This is a genomic window from Glutamicibacter endophyticus (assembly GCF_048457885.1).
Taxonomy (GTDB): domain Bacteria; phylum Actinomycetota; class Actinomycetes; order Actinomycetales; family Micrococcaceae; genus Glutamicibacter; species Glutamicibacter endophyticus.
Genome location: NZ_CP174200.1, coordinates 1,665,028 through 1,678,018, shown reverse-complemented (window position 1 = coordinate 1,678,018; position 12,991 = coordinate 1,665,028). Strand labels below are relative to the sequence as shown.

The following is a 12,991-nucleotide window of genomic DNA, read 5'->3' as shown; positions in this document are numbered from 1 at the left end:
GGGAGATCGGGCACCCGCCGCGTTTGTACTATCCGCCGTGATGGGCGGCGTCGTTGCCGCTAGGCCATCATCGTAGCGATGGCGTAGAGCACCATGACGCAGGCGAAGCCCACCAAACCGACCAGACCCTGTCCGACGGTCCAGACGCGCAACGTGGTTGGCACGTCCATTTGGAAGAACCGGGAGACCAGCCAGAAGCCGGAGTCATTGACGTGTCCGGCGAAGACGGAACCTGCCGCCAGGGCGAGCACCATCAGCGCGATCTGGAAAGCACTCAGCGAAGCATCGGCCATGACGGCCGGTTGCACAATGGCAGCGGCGGTGGTCAGTGCGACGGTGGCCGAGCCCTGAGCCAGACGAACGATCGCGGCAATCAAGAAGCCGGCTACGACCAGCGGAAGTCCAATGCTCTCCAGCGAGGTGGCTACGGCGCCGCCGATACCGCTGGCGCGCAGCACGCCACCGAACATGCCACCGGCACCGGTAATCAGGATGATCGAGCACACCGGGCCCAGCGCCGAATCGACGATAGTCTCGATGAGCTTCTTGTCCTTGTTCTTACGGGCACCCAGCAGGTACATCGAGAGCAGGACGGTCAGCAGCAGGGCCACCGGAGTTTCGCCAAGCAGACGCAACCAGCGCACCCACGTGGCCTCCGGGTCAACGGCGCCAGCGGCGCCGAGCATGTTCAGCCCGGTGTTGATGAAGATCAGCACCAGTGGCAACAGCAGCAAGCTAAAGACGGTGCCAACGCTCGGGGAGGAAGCAAATTCCTTGCGGGAGACATCGGTGGATGAGTTGCCGGCCAGAATGTCCGGGACGGCAACGTTGAACTTCTTACCTACGTACTTACCCCACAGGTGACCAGCGACGTACCAGGTCGGCAGTGCCACGATGAGGCCGAGGACCAAAACCAGTCCCACGTTGGCTCCCAGCAGGCCGGAGGCGGCCACCGGACCCGGGTGTGGCGGGACGAAAATGTGCATGACCGAGAACGCCGTGGCGGCTGGGATCGCATAGAGCAGCAGGGAGCCGCCGAGTCGACGCGCGACGGTAAAGATGATCGGGAGCATCACGACCAGGCCGGCATCGAAGAAGATCGGGAAACCGAAGAGCAACGATGCTACGGACAGAGCCAAGGGGGCTCGCGTCTCACCGAACTTGTCGATCAGCCACTTGGTGAGCACTTCGGCTCCCCCACTGGTTTCCAGCATGCGGCCCAGCATGGCACCAAGACCTACCAGCAGTGCGACGCTAGCGAGAGTACTTCCAAACCCGCTTGTGAGTGTGGTGATAATCGATTCCGCTGGAATGCCGGAGGCGATGGCGGTCAGCAAGCTGACCAGAATCAGCGCTAGGAAAGCGTGGACTCGAAAGCGAATGATGAGCAGAAGCAAGACCGCTACGGCGGCCACTGCTAGGCCCAGGAGCGCTGGGGTGCCCAGCGTCCAGTTCATGACGATATCTGTGTTCATGGTCGTCCTTGATCAGTGAATATATCGAGGGCTGCGTGCAGCTAGGCGGAAAGCGTATCGATGACGTACGTGACGATGTCTTCGGGGCTGGCCGAAATATCGGCCAGAATTGCCGACTCTTCAGCGCCGGGCTCTTCCAAGGTGGAGAGTTGGCTGGTCAGCAACGAGGCGGGCATAAATTCGTGATTACGCGCCGCGAGCCGCTCGCTCAGGGTTTCTGGCGTACCGGCAAGGTGTACGAAGCGAGTGGTGGGTTCGAAACTACGGATGAGATCGCGGTAGCTTCGCTTGAGCGCAGAGCAGGCAATGACCACGGGGGCACCGGCTTGCTGGCTTTCGGCGAGGGTACGACCGATGATCTCTAGCCACGGTCGGCGATCGGCGTCATCCAATGGTTGACCGGCGGCCATTTTGGCGCGGTTTGATTCCGGATGAAGGCTGTCTCCGTCAATGAACTCAATTCCTAGGCGCTGCGCAATCATTGCGCCCACGGTCGATTTACCGCTCCCGGATACGCCCATCACTACCATCGGCGTGACATCGCTCATCATGCTCCCCACTTCGTCGTGTACTCTTTTGTCTTACTTTAGAAACGAACCATGCGTATAAGTAAGATTTATTCAGCCTAGGACCCCCGCCTCTTCGTGTCAATAGTCACTTATCACTCAAACGAACCTGTGAACTCCCGGGAAGTTCTCAGAGTGGCTAGCCCCGGTCGGCGCTCTGTCGTAGTCTCAGCCTTAGGTCTTCGTATGAAGGCACTACTCAATGCGAACTGAGAGGTGAACCATGGGTTTCATAGGTTGGATTGTTTTGGGTCTAATTGCCGGCGCCATCGCCAAGGCGATCAAGCCCGGACCAGAAGGCGGCGGATGGTTCGCGACGTTGATCCTCGGCGTGGTTGGCGCCCTCGTCGGCGGATGGCTTGGCTCGATAATTTTCGACGTGGGCCTTGGAGAATTCTGGGATATCAAGACCTGGCTACTTGCCATCGGTGGTTCCCTCCTCGTTTTGGTGATCTGGGGACTTCTTACCCGCAAGCGAGCCTAGCCAAACAGCCCTAAGGGTCGGGTCGACGTCATGGACGTCGACCCGACCCGTTTTCCTATGAAATTGGATCAGCCATGAGCAATGTCGTTCTCGTCCCCGGCGCTGGCGTGAGGGGCTCCCTCCGCGAAAATTTCGAGCGACAAGCCGGCGAGCAGATCTTGCCGCTACGTCCGAAGGCACGGATCACCACCATTGCGTGGAGCGACGAACTAGGCGCACGCCTGCTCGGCGGCGGAGAAAGCATTCCGGAATTTCGTGGATCGATTGCAGCCCACCTTGAGATGCCGGACACCCAGAATGACGGAATGCTCCGCGTCTGGAGCATGCTCGATATCGATCCCTTGGCCGAGCTCAAGGCCCGCTACTCCCCCGTTGGCCCCGGGTCCGCTGCCTCCGAGACGGTCGAGATCGGCGAAATAGCCGTACGACTAGAGCAGTCGGCGGAGGTTCAGGCATGCCTGAAAAAGTTGCACCTCGAGCCTTCGTTCAGTGCGGCGATGACTGTAGCGCGCTCCTACGACGCGTACTTCGCGGCTGCACACACGCCGACACCACACACCGGGGCCCTTGCTCGGGCACTCACGGCAGCAATCATAAAAGCCAATGACGCCTCCCTTGGCGGGCTGACGGCGGTGGATGGCGTCCACCGCCGGGAACTTGAAGAAGCCATCGCGCATGCGATCACCACCGACCACCGCCAAGTTCCCACGGCGCTGTCGCTGACCGACTGGCTACTGCATTTGGCCACAGAATGGCTTGCCCACTATCGCGCCGAACTCACCCGCTTTGCCGCCCCCTATTTTGGCGATCTCACAATGTATCTCAGCAGGGGTGCTGCCATCAGAAAACTGATCAAGGAGCACATCGATGCATTGCCTGTAGGGCCAACCAGCATCGTGGCACATTCACTTGGGGCGGTAGCCTGCCTAGATCTGCTACTGTCAGCCGATCTGGCTCCAGTGCAGGAATTTATCAGCGCCGGAAGCCCCGCTGGACTACTCTTCGAACTCAACGCTCTACCGTCATTGCCATACACTCCGGACTTTCACCCACCGGCCGACTTTCCCCGAGTGAGTAATGTCTACGATCCCCGCGACCTGTTGGCATCGCGGAATGCGTCATTTTTTGGCCCTACATCGAGAGACTATCCGGTAGATACCGAGGCGCCCTTTCCACGAAATCACGGCGCCTACTTCGGGCATCAACCGTTCTACGAGTTACTCGATCAACTGCTGCCCCACTAGGAACGATCGCAATTCGTAACGGCGACACGGCGGCTGGGCTAGGTGTCGACCTCGAGACCGACGGCGGCGAATTTACTCGGGAGGGCAACGGGCGACATTGAAGTGTGACCCTTGACACACATCCTTTGTTACTAGATAGTAATTTGCAGTCCTCGCCCGCACTTTCAAGGAATTCGTCATGCCTCGTCGCTTCCTCGCGTCCCTCGCTGCCTGCGCCCTACTCAGCCTCGGGGTGCTCCTGCCCAGCTCGTCGGCCGCGGCCAGTACAGATTCATCGAACACTGAATTGCAGAGCTTCGAGCTCAGTCCCCTCGGCGCGAATGACTGGGGATGCAAGCCCAGCGACGCACACCCCTATCCGGTGATCTTGGTGCCAGGAACCTTTGAAACCATGCTGAAGAATTGGTCCACCCTCTCTCCGGTACTCAAAAGCCAAGGCTATTGCGTCTACTCGCTCAATTACGGTGTGCGCAATCACCTGCCAGCTTCCGGTCCCATTCGCGAATCCGCGAAGGAACTGGCCGACTTCGTCGACCGGGTACGTCAGGCTACCGGAGCTCGAAAGGTAGACCTCGTGGGACACAGTCAGGGCGGGATGATGCCGCGGTGGTACCTCGGTTTCCTGGGAGGAGCCAAATATGTCAACCAGCTCATCGGGATCGCACCGTCAAATCACGGAACGCGGGGCGTACTCATGCCCAGCGCAGAGGGAGCTCTTCTTGTCGATACCGCCTCGGTGATCTGCGATGCCTGCGCCGACCAAAAAGCCGGCAGCGAGTTCATGCAGGAACTGAATTCGATCGGCGACACCGTACCAGGCCCGGTGTACACGGTCATCACGACCAAATACGACGAAGTGGTTACCCCATACCGCTCGCAGTTCCTGGCGGGGCATGAACGACAGGTCACAAACCTGGTCCTGCAAGACCTGTGCCCACTGGACTTCTTCGAACACGATCAAACGCCAAACGACCCCGTAGTCCACCGGCTCGTCTCCCACGCGCTGGCGCAGCAAAATGCACCCGCCGATCCTGACTTCCAGCCCAATTGCGGATTACTGCCGTAATAGCCGCCAAAGATCCAGTAACGTCTGCCAGCTGTCGGCACCAGCACGCCATGACCCTAGCGGCGTGCGAAGGCCGCACCGCTAGGAGTTGACCTCGGTCGGTTGCTGCTCGCTTTCAAGCATAAAAAATGTCCCACCTAATTAGGTGGGACATTTTTTAGAGACGGCCTACTTGTTCAAGTCATCCTTGACGTCCTTGGCCGCGTCCTTGATGTGTTCACCAGCCTGCTTAGCCGATGCGGCCGCCTGATCCTTTACGCCCTCGGCCTGCAGGTCCTCGTTGTCGGTAGCGTCTCCAACGCCTTCTTTGATCTTGCCGGAAACTTCCTGCGCCTTGTTCTTGATCTTGTCACCGAGACCCATTTACACAGCCTTCCTTCCTGATCGAAATACTCATTCGATCGGCGCACCGGCGAGATGCCACCGCATGCCCGATAAATCCCACGCTACGGAGAGGTAACTGAACCTGTCTAGGCTTTACAGGCTCATCCCAGACTATTCCGATGAAACGTCAACTTAGTGCAGAACTTCGTCCTGAAAAACACGGAGATTATCCGGTGATTGGGGCGTTGAATGTCATCGGAGACCGAAGTGAGACCCGAATTCGCCTAAACGCCACGGTCGTTGACCTCGCTGGGTCTCGTGCCGGGCACAGGTGCGCTTAATCAGGCATTCCGCCCACCATTGGGCCGAGCCGAGAATGTTGGGGCTTTCTGGATCAGCCAGCAAACGGCTGCGCTAGGGAACGAAAAAGTCCCCTGCGCTTGAGCTAAACACTCAAACTCAGGGGACTTTTTCTTTGGTGGGCCCTACCGGGATCGAACCGATGACATTCACGGTGTAAACGTGACGCTCTACCAGCTGAGCTAAAGGCCCTTCCAGTGTGACTAGGAATTTCTTCCTGCCAACGATGATCTACTCTATACGCATTGTGCGGGTCGATGCAAATCAGTGGGCGGTGACGTGCGTCTCTATCGCGGATCGATAGTCACTGAACGCACGGACCGTACTAAGTGGGCTCGAAATTACTTCCCGCACGATTCCATCGACCACAAAGTAGCTATGTCGCGTAGCGACGCCACGCTCGTCGTCAAAGGCGCCAAACTGCCGCGCCACAGCGCCGTGCGGCCAGAAGTCAGCGAGAAGCTCAAATTCGACACCGCGGTCCTGCGCATAGGAGCGCAACGCAAATTTGTGATCCACGGAAATTCCGCAGACACGTACCTTGGCCTCCGCGAAAAAGGCATGTTCACGCTGCAATTCGTCCAATTCGGCTCCACAGACGCGGGAAAACGCCCACGGAAAGAAAACCAGCAGACTCCGCCCGACCTTCACGTCGTCGGCGTCCACCAGTTCTCCGAACTGGTTTTCCAGGCACCAACTAGGTATACGGTCACCCGGATTGATAGTCACACTGCCCCTAGTTCTTGCGGCGAGGCATGAGGCGCATCGCCGACCAATCGGCGGAAACACCCTCGGAGGTGGTCACGTGAAGCCCGGCGGTGGGAGCTTCCTGTTGAATAAGTGCCGGCGAAACGTGGCCGTCGCGCCCCTGCTTTGGCGTAAGTAGCCAGACCACTCCACCCTCCTCGAGACAACTCAGAGAATCTACGAGTGCATCTACGAGGTCTCCATCACCATCGCGCCACCAGAAGATAACTGAGTCGACCACGTCATGGTCTTCCTCGGTGAGCAACTCTGAACCAATGAGATCTTCGATGGAATCACGCAGATCGAAATCCACGTCATCGTCATAACCCAGCTCTTGAACTAGGTCATCCTCTTTGAAGCCGAGCTTTTTTGCGGGCTCCAGATTTGCCTGTACGGCGTCGCTCACTTGTGTTCCTCCTGATGATGGTGCGAAGCGTTGTTAACAACGAAACACGGTTTCGCGCTCCCATTCAAGCGTGAACGACGCAACACGCCGGGTTTTGTTGTCACGTAACGAGTGTGCCACATCACAGAGTCATGGGTTAAATGGATTTTGACATCCTACGAGGTGCCTTATGTCACCTAAAAAGAATGCTTTTAGGCCCTTTCGGGCGAAATTTTCGTCTTTTCGCTCGCGAGGGCGAACTAGAGTTAGGGGTGAATCGGACGCACTCACGGTACCCGCGCAGTTAAGTCCGTTGTCCCGCATATGGTTATCCGACGAAACCTCGCGCCTAACCATAGAGACCGCCATATCAACCTAGGAGAAACCGTGGCTGTTGAGGAGCACATCTCTCAGATCCGTAGTGGTTTGACGTATCAGCTATCCGACCGAGACCCTGAAGAAACCCAGGAATGGATCGACTCGTTCGACCAACTCGTCGAGGCGCAGGGCACCGAACGGGCCCAATTCATCATCCGTTCCCTACTGCAACGCGCCGGCGCGAAATCCGTGGGCGTGCCGATGGTCACCACCACCGACTACGTCAACACGATCCCGGTCGATCAAGAACCCGAGTTCCCCGGTGACGAAGCCATTGAACGCCGCTACCGGGCCTTCATGCGCTGGAACGCCGCGGTCATGGTTCACCGCGGACAACGCCCCGACATCGGGGTCGGCGGGCATATCTCCACCTACGCCGGTGCCGCGACCCTCTACGAGGTCGGATTCAACCACTTCTTCCGCGGCCAAGACCACCCCGGGGGCGGGGACCAGATCTTCTTCCAAGGCCACGCCTCCCCGGGCATGTATGCCCGCGCCTACCTCGAAGGCCGTCTGACCGAGCAGGACCTGGACGGGTTCCGCCAAGAAAAGTCCAAGGAAGGGCACGCGCTGCCCTCCTACCCGCACCCACGGAATATGCCCGCGTTCTGGCAGTTCCCGACCGTGTCGATGGGCATCGGCCCGGCGAACGCGATCTACCAGGCCCAACTGAACCGGTACCTGCACAACCGCGGCATTAAAGACACCAGCGACCAGCAGGTGTGGGCGTTCCTCGGGGACGGGGAAATGGATGAGCCCGAGTCGCGTGGCTTCCTGCAGCTGGCCGCGAATGAGAAGCTCGATAACCTGAACTTCGTGATCAACTGCAACCTGCAGCGCCTGGACGGGCCGGTACGTGGTAACGGGAAGATCATGCAGGAACTTGAAGCGTTCTTCCGCGGCGCGGGCTGGAACGTGATCAAGGTCGTCTGGGGTCGTGAATGGGACACCCTGCTGGACAAGGACCCGGCCGGGGCCCTGGTCGATGTGATGAACCAGACCCCCGATGGGGACTACCAGACCTACAAGGCCGAGTCCGGGGCGTTTATCCGCGAGCACTTCTTCGGGCAGCGCCCCGAAACGAAGGAACTGGTCGCGGACCTTTCCGATGATGAGATCTGGCAGCTCAAGCGTGGCGGGCATGACTACCACAAGGTCTACGCCGCCTATAAGGCCGCCAGCGAGTTCAAGGGCAAACCCACCGTCATCCTGGCCAAAACGGTCAAGGGGTACGGGCTGGGCCCGCACTTCGAGGCCCGCAACGCGACCCACCAGATGAAAAAGCTCACCCTGGAAGACTTGAAGGGGTTCCGTGACCACCTGCGGATCCCGATCAGCGACGCGCAGCTGGAAGCCGACCCGTACCTGCCGCCGTACTACCACCCCGGGGTGGACTCCGAAGAGTATAAGTACCTGATGGAACGCCGTGCCGCCCTAGGCGGGGCGGTACCCTCACGCCGTTCCGAAACCCCTACCCCGGTGACCTTGCCCGGGGAGAAGTCCTACGCGATCGCCAAACGCGGTTCCGGGAAGCAGCAGGCGGCCACGACCATGGCCTTTGTCCGGTTGCTCAAGGATCTGATGCGCGATAAGGACTTCGGGCACCGGATCGTGCCGATCGTGCCCGATGAGTCCCGCACCTTTGGTATGGACTCGTTCTTCCCGACCGCGAAGATCTATAACCCGGCCGGGCAGAACTACCTCTCGGTGGACCGTGACCTGGTACTGGCGTATAAGGAATCCCCGGCCGGTCAGTTGATCCACCCGGGCATTAACGAAGCCGGCGCGGTCGCCGCGTTCACCGCCGCGGGCACCAGCTACTCCACCCATGGCGAAGCGTTGATCCCGATCTACGTGTTCTACTCCATGTTCGGCTTCCAACGCACCGGCGACCAGTTCTGGGCTGCGGCGGATCAGATGACCCGCGGGTTCATCATCGGTGCGACCGCCGGACGCACCACCCTCACCGGTGAAGGACTACAGCACGCGGATGGGCATTCACCGTTGCTGGCGGCCACCAACCCGGCGGTGATCACCTACGACCCGGCCTACGGGTACGAGATCGGGCATATTATGCGTTCCGGGCTGGAGCGCATGTATGGTGGGGGGCACCCGGATCCGAACGTGATGTATTACCTCACGGTCTATAACGAGCCGATCACCCAGCCGGCCGAACCAGACAACCTGGACGTCGAGGGGCTGATCAAGGGCATCTACCTGTTGAAGGAAGCCGCCGTGGACGGGCCCCGCGCCCAACTCTTGGCTTCGGGTGTGGCGGTGCCGTGGGCGTTAGAAGCCCAGGCGATCCTGGCCGAGCAGTGGGGTGTGTCCGCCGATGTGTGGTCGGTGACTTCCTGGAACGAGTTGGCGCGGGATGGGCAGGCCGCCGATGAGGCGTACCTGTGTGATCCGGCTGGTGGGCGGGTGACCCCGTTTGTGACCGGGAAACTGGCCCAGGCGACCGGGCCGGTGATCGCGACCAGTGATTACATGCGCGCGGTGCCCGAGCAGATCCGCCCGTACGTGCCCGGTGAGTTCTATACGTTGGGTGCTGATGGGTTCGGGTTCTCCGATACGCGGGCCGCGGCGCGCCGGTTCTTTAAGATCGATGCGCATACCGTGGTGGTCCAGGCGCTGGCCGCGTTGGCCGAGCGTGGGGAGATTGATGAGGCGAAGGTCGCCGAGGCGCATGCGGCGTACCGGTTGAATGACCCGACCGCGGGTACGAGTGGGAACGCCGGCGGCGACGCCTAACCCACACACCGCCTAGCGGATCATGCCTTGAAGGTCGGAAAGAACCAACTGGTTCTTTCCGACCCTCAACTTATATCCAGCTAAAGTTCAGCTTTGTTCGATGAATCTAGCTGACTACTTACAGATCCTGCCCACCCCCACCACAACCGTGAGCCCTAGCGTTAAGACTGATGGTAGGTCACAAGGCAAGGGGGAACCATGGGTAACCAGCCAGTTCAAACAAACGTACGTACACCATTGACCAACGCTCCTGCCGCCCAGGAGCAGGTGCTGGCGGCGAGCAAGCTAGCCAATGAGATCGTCAAAGCCGCGGCGCAATCCTCACGACTACGGATCACCGCCCGCGAAGTGTAAATATATCTACCGGTGCCCGGCGGTTCTCCCGCCGGGCACCGGCTTGCCGCAACGCGGTGTTCGCGAATTTTCCGTATGCTCTAGAGCATGGCCCAAGAGTCCGATTTCCCCACCAAGCAGCCGTCCCGGATGGCCAACCACCTGCCCAAACCCAGTCCGCAGACCATCAAGCGGCTCAAGTCGCATCTGGGCGAACTTTCCACCACGGCACTTCGCTACTTGGAAAAGTCGTTACCTTGGTATGGCTCATTGGCACCCGAGGAACGCGCCGCTTTGGGTCTCGTGGCTCAAAAGGGTATTGCGACCTTCGTGTCGTGGTACGAGGAGCCCGACTCAACGCCCGCCTGGGTCATGAGTGACGTTTTCGGAGCGGCACCGACCGAACTCACCCGGTCGATTAGCCTGCAGAAGGCACTGGCGTTGCTGCGCACGATCGTGGAACTTGTCGAATCCCAGGTCCCGGACATCGTGATCGAGTCCGAGCAGGCTCAGGTGCGCGAGGCGGTCTTGCGCTATTCACGTGAAGTAGCCTTTGCAGCCGCCGACGTCTATGCCCGGGCGGCAGAAACCCGCGGCGCCTTAGATTCACGACTCGAAGCCCAGTTCATAGATGCTGTCTTACGTGGAGAGTCGCAGGAGTCGCTCTCCTCCCGGGTGGCCGCCCTAGGTTGGCGTTCACAGAAGAACCTGCGCGTGATGGTGGGTATGACTCCCAAAATGGCACCGAGCACGTTCGTCAACGCCTTGCGCCGCGTGGCCGCCCGGTATTCACGGGACTCACTCGTCAGCGTGCTAGGCGAACGCTCGATTATGGTCCTATCGGGCACCCGCTTCGACGAGGTGGACTTTCACCGCATGGCCCGACTCTTCGGCGATGGGCCCGTGGTTTACTCGCCGCTGGCGCCAAACATCAAGGACGTGCACCACGCCGCCTTGGCCGCAATGTCCGGCGTCTCGGCGGCTCGTGCGTGGCCACAGGCCCCTACGCCGGTCGCCGCCGACGATCTGTGGCCCGAGCGTGCCTTCAACGGGGACCAGCTGGCTCGCACGGCCTTACTCGAACGCGTCTACCGGCCACTCATCGAAGCGGGGAACGCCTTGGCCGAAACGCTCTGTAGCTATCTCGCCCTGGGCTTTTCGCTCGAGGGCACGGCCCGTGAACTTTTCGTGCATGCCAACACGGTCCGGTATCGCCTCAAGCGCATCAGTGAGGTCACCGGCTGGGATCCGCTCTCCGCCCGGGATGCCTTTGTTCTGCACACGGCGCTGTTGGTTGGCAGGTTGCAGCCCGAGGATGACTAAACCGCCCGGTTATGGGAACCACACAGTTTTTCGCGGTCCGCAACACCAAAAATCGTGAATTCTCTGGGGTTGGATGCGATAGGCTTTTGTAGCATCCATACAAACAGGGTTCGCGAGCTTGGTACTTATTTGCCGCGCGAAAAGAATCGACTATTTGGAAAGCTGGAAGAGTGCTAGCAATTGTATGCCCGGGACAGGGCTCCCAGACCCCAGGTTTTCTCAACGAATGGCTCGACGTGCCAGGTGTGCGCGAACACTTGACCGAGCTCAGCGCCATTAGCGAGCGCGATCTCATTGCCTACGGCACCGAAGCCGACGAAGAAACCATCAAGGACACCGCCGTCGCTCAGCCGCTCATCGTGGCCGCCGGGCTAGCCAGCGCCCGCGCACTCTTCGGCAACGAGCTGCCAAGCAAGGCAATCCTGGCCGGACACTCGGTCGGTGAAATCACCGCCTCGGCGATCTCGGGTGCGCTCAGTGAAGCCGACGCCATGACCTTCGTGCGTGAACGTGCCAACGCAATGGCCCAGGCCGCCGCCGTCACTCCTACGGGCATGGCCGCCGTCCTCGGCGGGGACGCCCAAGAAGTCACCGATCGCTTGAACGAGCTGGGCCTGACCCCTGCAAACGCCAACGGTGGCGGTCAGATCGTGGCCGCCGGCACCCTGGAGCAGCTCGCGGCTCTCGGCGAGAACCCGCCGGCCAAGGCCCGCGTGATCCCGCTGAAGGTCGCCGGCGCGTTCCATACCGCGCATATGGCCCCGGCCGTGGGTGTGCTCGAAGAGCTCTCCGGCTCGCTGAACCCCGCCACCCCATCGCGCACCCTGCTGTCGAACTTTGACGGTGAGCCAGTAGCCGACGGCGAAGCCAATCTCGCCTCCCTCGTTGCGCAGGTCTCCCGCCCGGTTCGCTGGGATCTCTGCATGGAAACCCTGGCCGCTCAGGGAGTGACCGGCCTGCTCGAGCTCTCCCCCGCCGGCACCCTGGTTGGTCTGGCGCGCCGTGGGCTGAAGGGAGTCAAGACTCTTGCGGTCAAAACCCCGCAGGATCTGGACGCGGCTCGTGAGTTTATCGCCGAACACGGCGCCTAACGCGCTTCGGGACGTAACCCAACGGGCGACGGGGCTTGTCTTGAACCAGTAGCAGGCACCTCTGCCCTAAGCTTTAACCCGGAAGCGTGAAAACCCGATAAGTTTTCACCTATTGGTGGCCTCCGAGAACGGTTGCCACTGCACACTGCCCGGCCTCGCCGGCACGAGAAAGAAAAGGAGCCGTAATGGCTAGCAACGAAGAAATCCTGGCGGGCCTCGCCGAGATCGTCAACGAAGAGACCGGCCTGGACGTTGCCGATGTGCAGCTGGACAAGTCCTTCACCGAGGACCTGGACATCGACTCGATCTCGATGATGACCATCGTGGTCAACGCCGAAGAGAAGTTCGACGTGAAGATCCCGGACGAGGAAGTCAAGAACCTCAAGACCGTGGGCGACGCAGTGAACTTCATCGCTAACGCCTAAGGTTAAGTCCTTGGCCCCTCGGGGCAACCGTCGCGT

At 60.2% G+C, this 12,991-nt stretch carries 13 protein-coding genes and 1 tRNA gene; 8 read left to right on the top strand and 6 right to left on the bottom strand.

Annotated elements, in window-relative coordinates:
* Positions 1 to 59 precede the first annotated feature (59 nt).
* Together ACJD00_RS07820 and ACJD00_RS07815 are read right to left on the bottom strand one after the other, a co-directional pair.
* Positions 60 to 1,475 carry a GntP family permease gene (locus tag ACJD00_RS07820; RefSeq protein WP_418909216.1) on the bottom strand — a complete coding sequence of 472 codons (1,416 nt, stop codon included), beginning with the start codon at positions 1,473 to 1,475 and terminating at the stop codon, positions 60 to 62.
* A gap of 41 nt (positions 1,476 to 1,516) precedes the next feature.
* Positions 1,517 to 2,026, bottom strand: coding sequence for a gluconokinase (locus ACJD00_RS07815; RefSeq protein WP_418909215.1), 510 nt, complete (start codon positions 2,024 to 2,026; stop codon positions 1,517 to 1,519).
* 238 nt (positions 2,027 to 2,264) lie between these two features.
* Between ACJD00_RS07815 and ACJD00_RS07810 the strand changes: the two genes are divergently transcribed.
* From ACJD00_RS07810 to ACJD00_RS07800, 3 genes are all read left to right on the top strand, one after another.
* Positions 2,265 to 2,525 (top strand): GlsB/YeaQ/YmgE family stress response membrane protein, encoded by a 261-nt coding sequence (locus ACJD00_RS07810; RefSeq protein ID WP_418909214.1) that lies wholly within the window; start codon positions 2,265 to 2,267, stop codon positions 2,523 to 2,525.
* Between the two features lie 74 nt (positions 2,526 to 2,599).
* Positions 2,600 to 3,769: a hypothetical protein gene (locus tag ACJD00_RS07805; RefSeq protein WP_418909213.1), complete on the top strand. Its 1,170-nt coding sequence runs from the start codon at positions 2,600 to 2,602 to the stop codon at positions 3,767 to 3,769.
* Positions 3,770 to 3,947: 178 nt separating this feature from the next.
* Positions 3,948 to 4,835, top strand: coding sequence for an esterase/lipase family protein (locus tag ACJD00_RS07800; RefSeq protein ID WP_418909212.1), 888 nt, complete (start codon positions 3,948 to 3,950; stop codon positions 4,833 to 4,835).
* 168 nt (positions 4,836 to 5,003) lie between these two features.
* Here ACJD00_RS07800 and ACJD00_RS07795 read toward each other — a convergent pair whose 3' ends face one another.
* From ACJD00_RS07795 to ACJD00_RS07780, 4 genes are all read right to left on the bottom strand, one after another.
* Positions 5,004 to 5,198 (bottom strand): CsbD family protein, encoded by a 195-nt coding sequence (locus tag ACJD00_RS07795; RefSeq protein WP_309407316.1) that lies wholly within the window; start codon positions 5,196 to 5,198, stop codon positions 5,004 to 5,006.
* Positions 5,199 to 5,635: 437 nt separating this feature from the next.
* Positions 5,636 to 5,711, bottom strand: a tRNA-Val gene (locus ACJD00_RS07790).
* Between the two features lie 72 nt (positions 5,712 to 5,783).
* Positions 5,784 to 6,248 (bottom strand): redoxin domain-containing protein, encoded by a 465-nt coding sequence (locus ACJD00_RS07785; protein ID WP_418909211.1) that lies wholly within the window; start codon positions 6,246 to 6,248, stop codon positions 5,784 to 5,786.
* Positions 6,249 to 6,255: 7 nt separating this feature from the next.
* A complete protein-coding gene (locus tag ACJD00_RS07780; RefSeq protein ID WP_309407319.1) occupies positions 6,256 to 6,672 on the bottom strand; it encodes a DUF3052 domain-containing protein in 417 nt (138 codons plus the stop codon).
* A gap of 366 nt (positions 6,673 to 7,038) precedes the next feature.
* Here ACJD00_RS07780 and aceE point away from each other — a divergent pair, with 366 nt between their 5' ends.
* From aceE to ACJD00_RS07755, 5 genes are all read left to right on the top strand, one after another.
* On the top strand, positions 7,039 to 9,783 hold the full coding sequence (aceE, locus tag ACJD00_RS07775) for a pyruvate dehydrogenase (acetyl-transferring), homodimeric type (RefSeq protein ID WP_418909210.1): 2,745 nt from the start codon (positions 7,039 to 7,041) through the stop codon (positions 9,781 to 9,783).
* A 198-nt stretch (positions 9,784 to 9,981) separates the two neighbouring features.
* Positions 9,982 to 10,137 (top strand): hypothetical protein, encoded by a 156-nt coding sequence (locus tag ACJD00_RS07770; protein WP_309407321.1) that lies wholly within the window; start codon positions 9,982 to 9,984, stop codon positions 10,135 to 10,137.
* An 87-nt stretch (positions 10,138 to 10,224) separates the two neighbouring features.
* Positions 10,225 to 11,439 (top strand): PucR family transcriptional regulator, encoded by a 1,215-nt coding sequence (locus ACJD00_RS07765; RefSeq protein WP_418909209.1) that lies wholly within the window; start codon positions 10,225 to 10,227, stop codon positions 11,437 to 11,439.
* 170 nt (positions 11,440 to 11,609) lie between these two features.
* Positions 11,610 to 12,530 carry an ACP S-malonyltransferase gene (locus tag ACJD00_RS07760; RefSeq protein ID WP_418909208.1) on the top strand — a complete coding sequence of 307 codons (921 nt, stop codon included), beginning with the start codon at positions 11,610 to 11,612 and terminating at the stop codon, positions 12,528 to 12,530.
* Positions 12,531 to 12,715: 185 nt separating this feature from the next.
* Positions 12,716 to 12,955: an acyl carrier protein gene (locus ACJD00_RS07755; RefSeq protein WP_309407325.1), complete on the top strand. Its 240-nt coding sequence runs from the start codon at positions 12,716 to 12,718 to the stop codon at positions 12,953 to 12,955.
* The last annotated feature ends 36 nt before the right edge of the window (positions 12,956 to 12,991 follow it).

Bases quoted from the DNA above. Each gene is read 5' to 3' on its own strand.
- ACJD00_RS07820 (WP_418909216.1), bottom strand. From the start codon at position 1,475: ATGAACACAGATATCGTCATGAACTGGACGCTGGGCACCCCAGCGCTC.
- ACJD00_RS07815 (WP_418909215.1), bottom strand. From the start codon at position 2,026: ATGATGAGCGATGTCACGCCGATGGTAGTGATGGGCGTATCCGGGAGC.
- ACJD00_RS07810 (WP_418909214.1), top strand. From the start codon at position 2,265: ATGGGTTTCATAGGTTGGATTGTTTTGGGTCTAATTGCCGGCGCCATC.
- ACJD00_RS07805 (WP_418909213.1), top strand. From the start codon at position 2,600: ATGAGCAATGTCGTTCTCGTCCCCGGCGCTGGCGTGAGGGGCTCCCTC.
- ACJD00_RS07800 (WP_418909212.1), top strand. From the start codon at position 3,948: ATGCCTCGTCGCTTCCTCGCGTCCCTCGCTGCCTGCGCCCTACTCAGC.
- ACJD00_RS07795 (WP_309407316.1), bottom strand. From the start codon at position 5,198: ATGGGTCTCGGTGACAAGATCAAGAACAAGGCGCAGGAAGTTTCCGGC.
- ACJD00_RS07770 (WP_309407321.1), top strand. From the start codon at position 9,982: ATGGGTAACCAGCCAGTTCAAACAAACGTACGTACACCATTGACCAAC.
- ACJD00_RS07765 (WP_418909209.1), top strand. From the start codon at position 10,225: ATGGCCCAAGAGTCCGATTTCCCCACCAAGCAGCCGTCCCGGATGGCC.
- ACJD00_RS07755 (WP_309407325.1), top strand. From the start codon at position 12,716: ATGGCTAGCAACGAAGAAATCCTGGCGGGCCTCGCCGAGATCGTCAAC.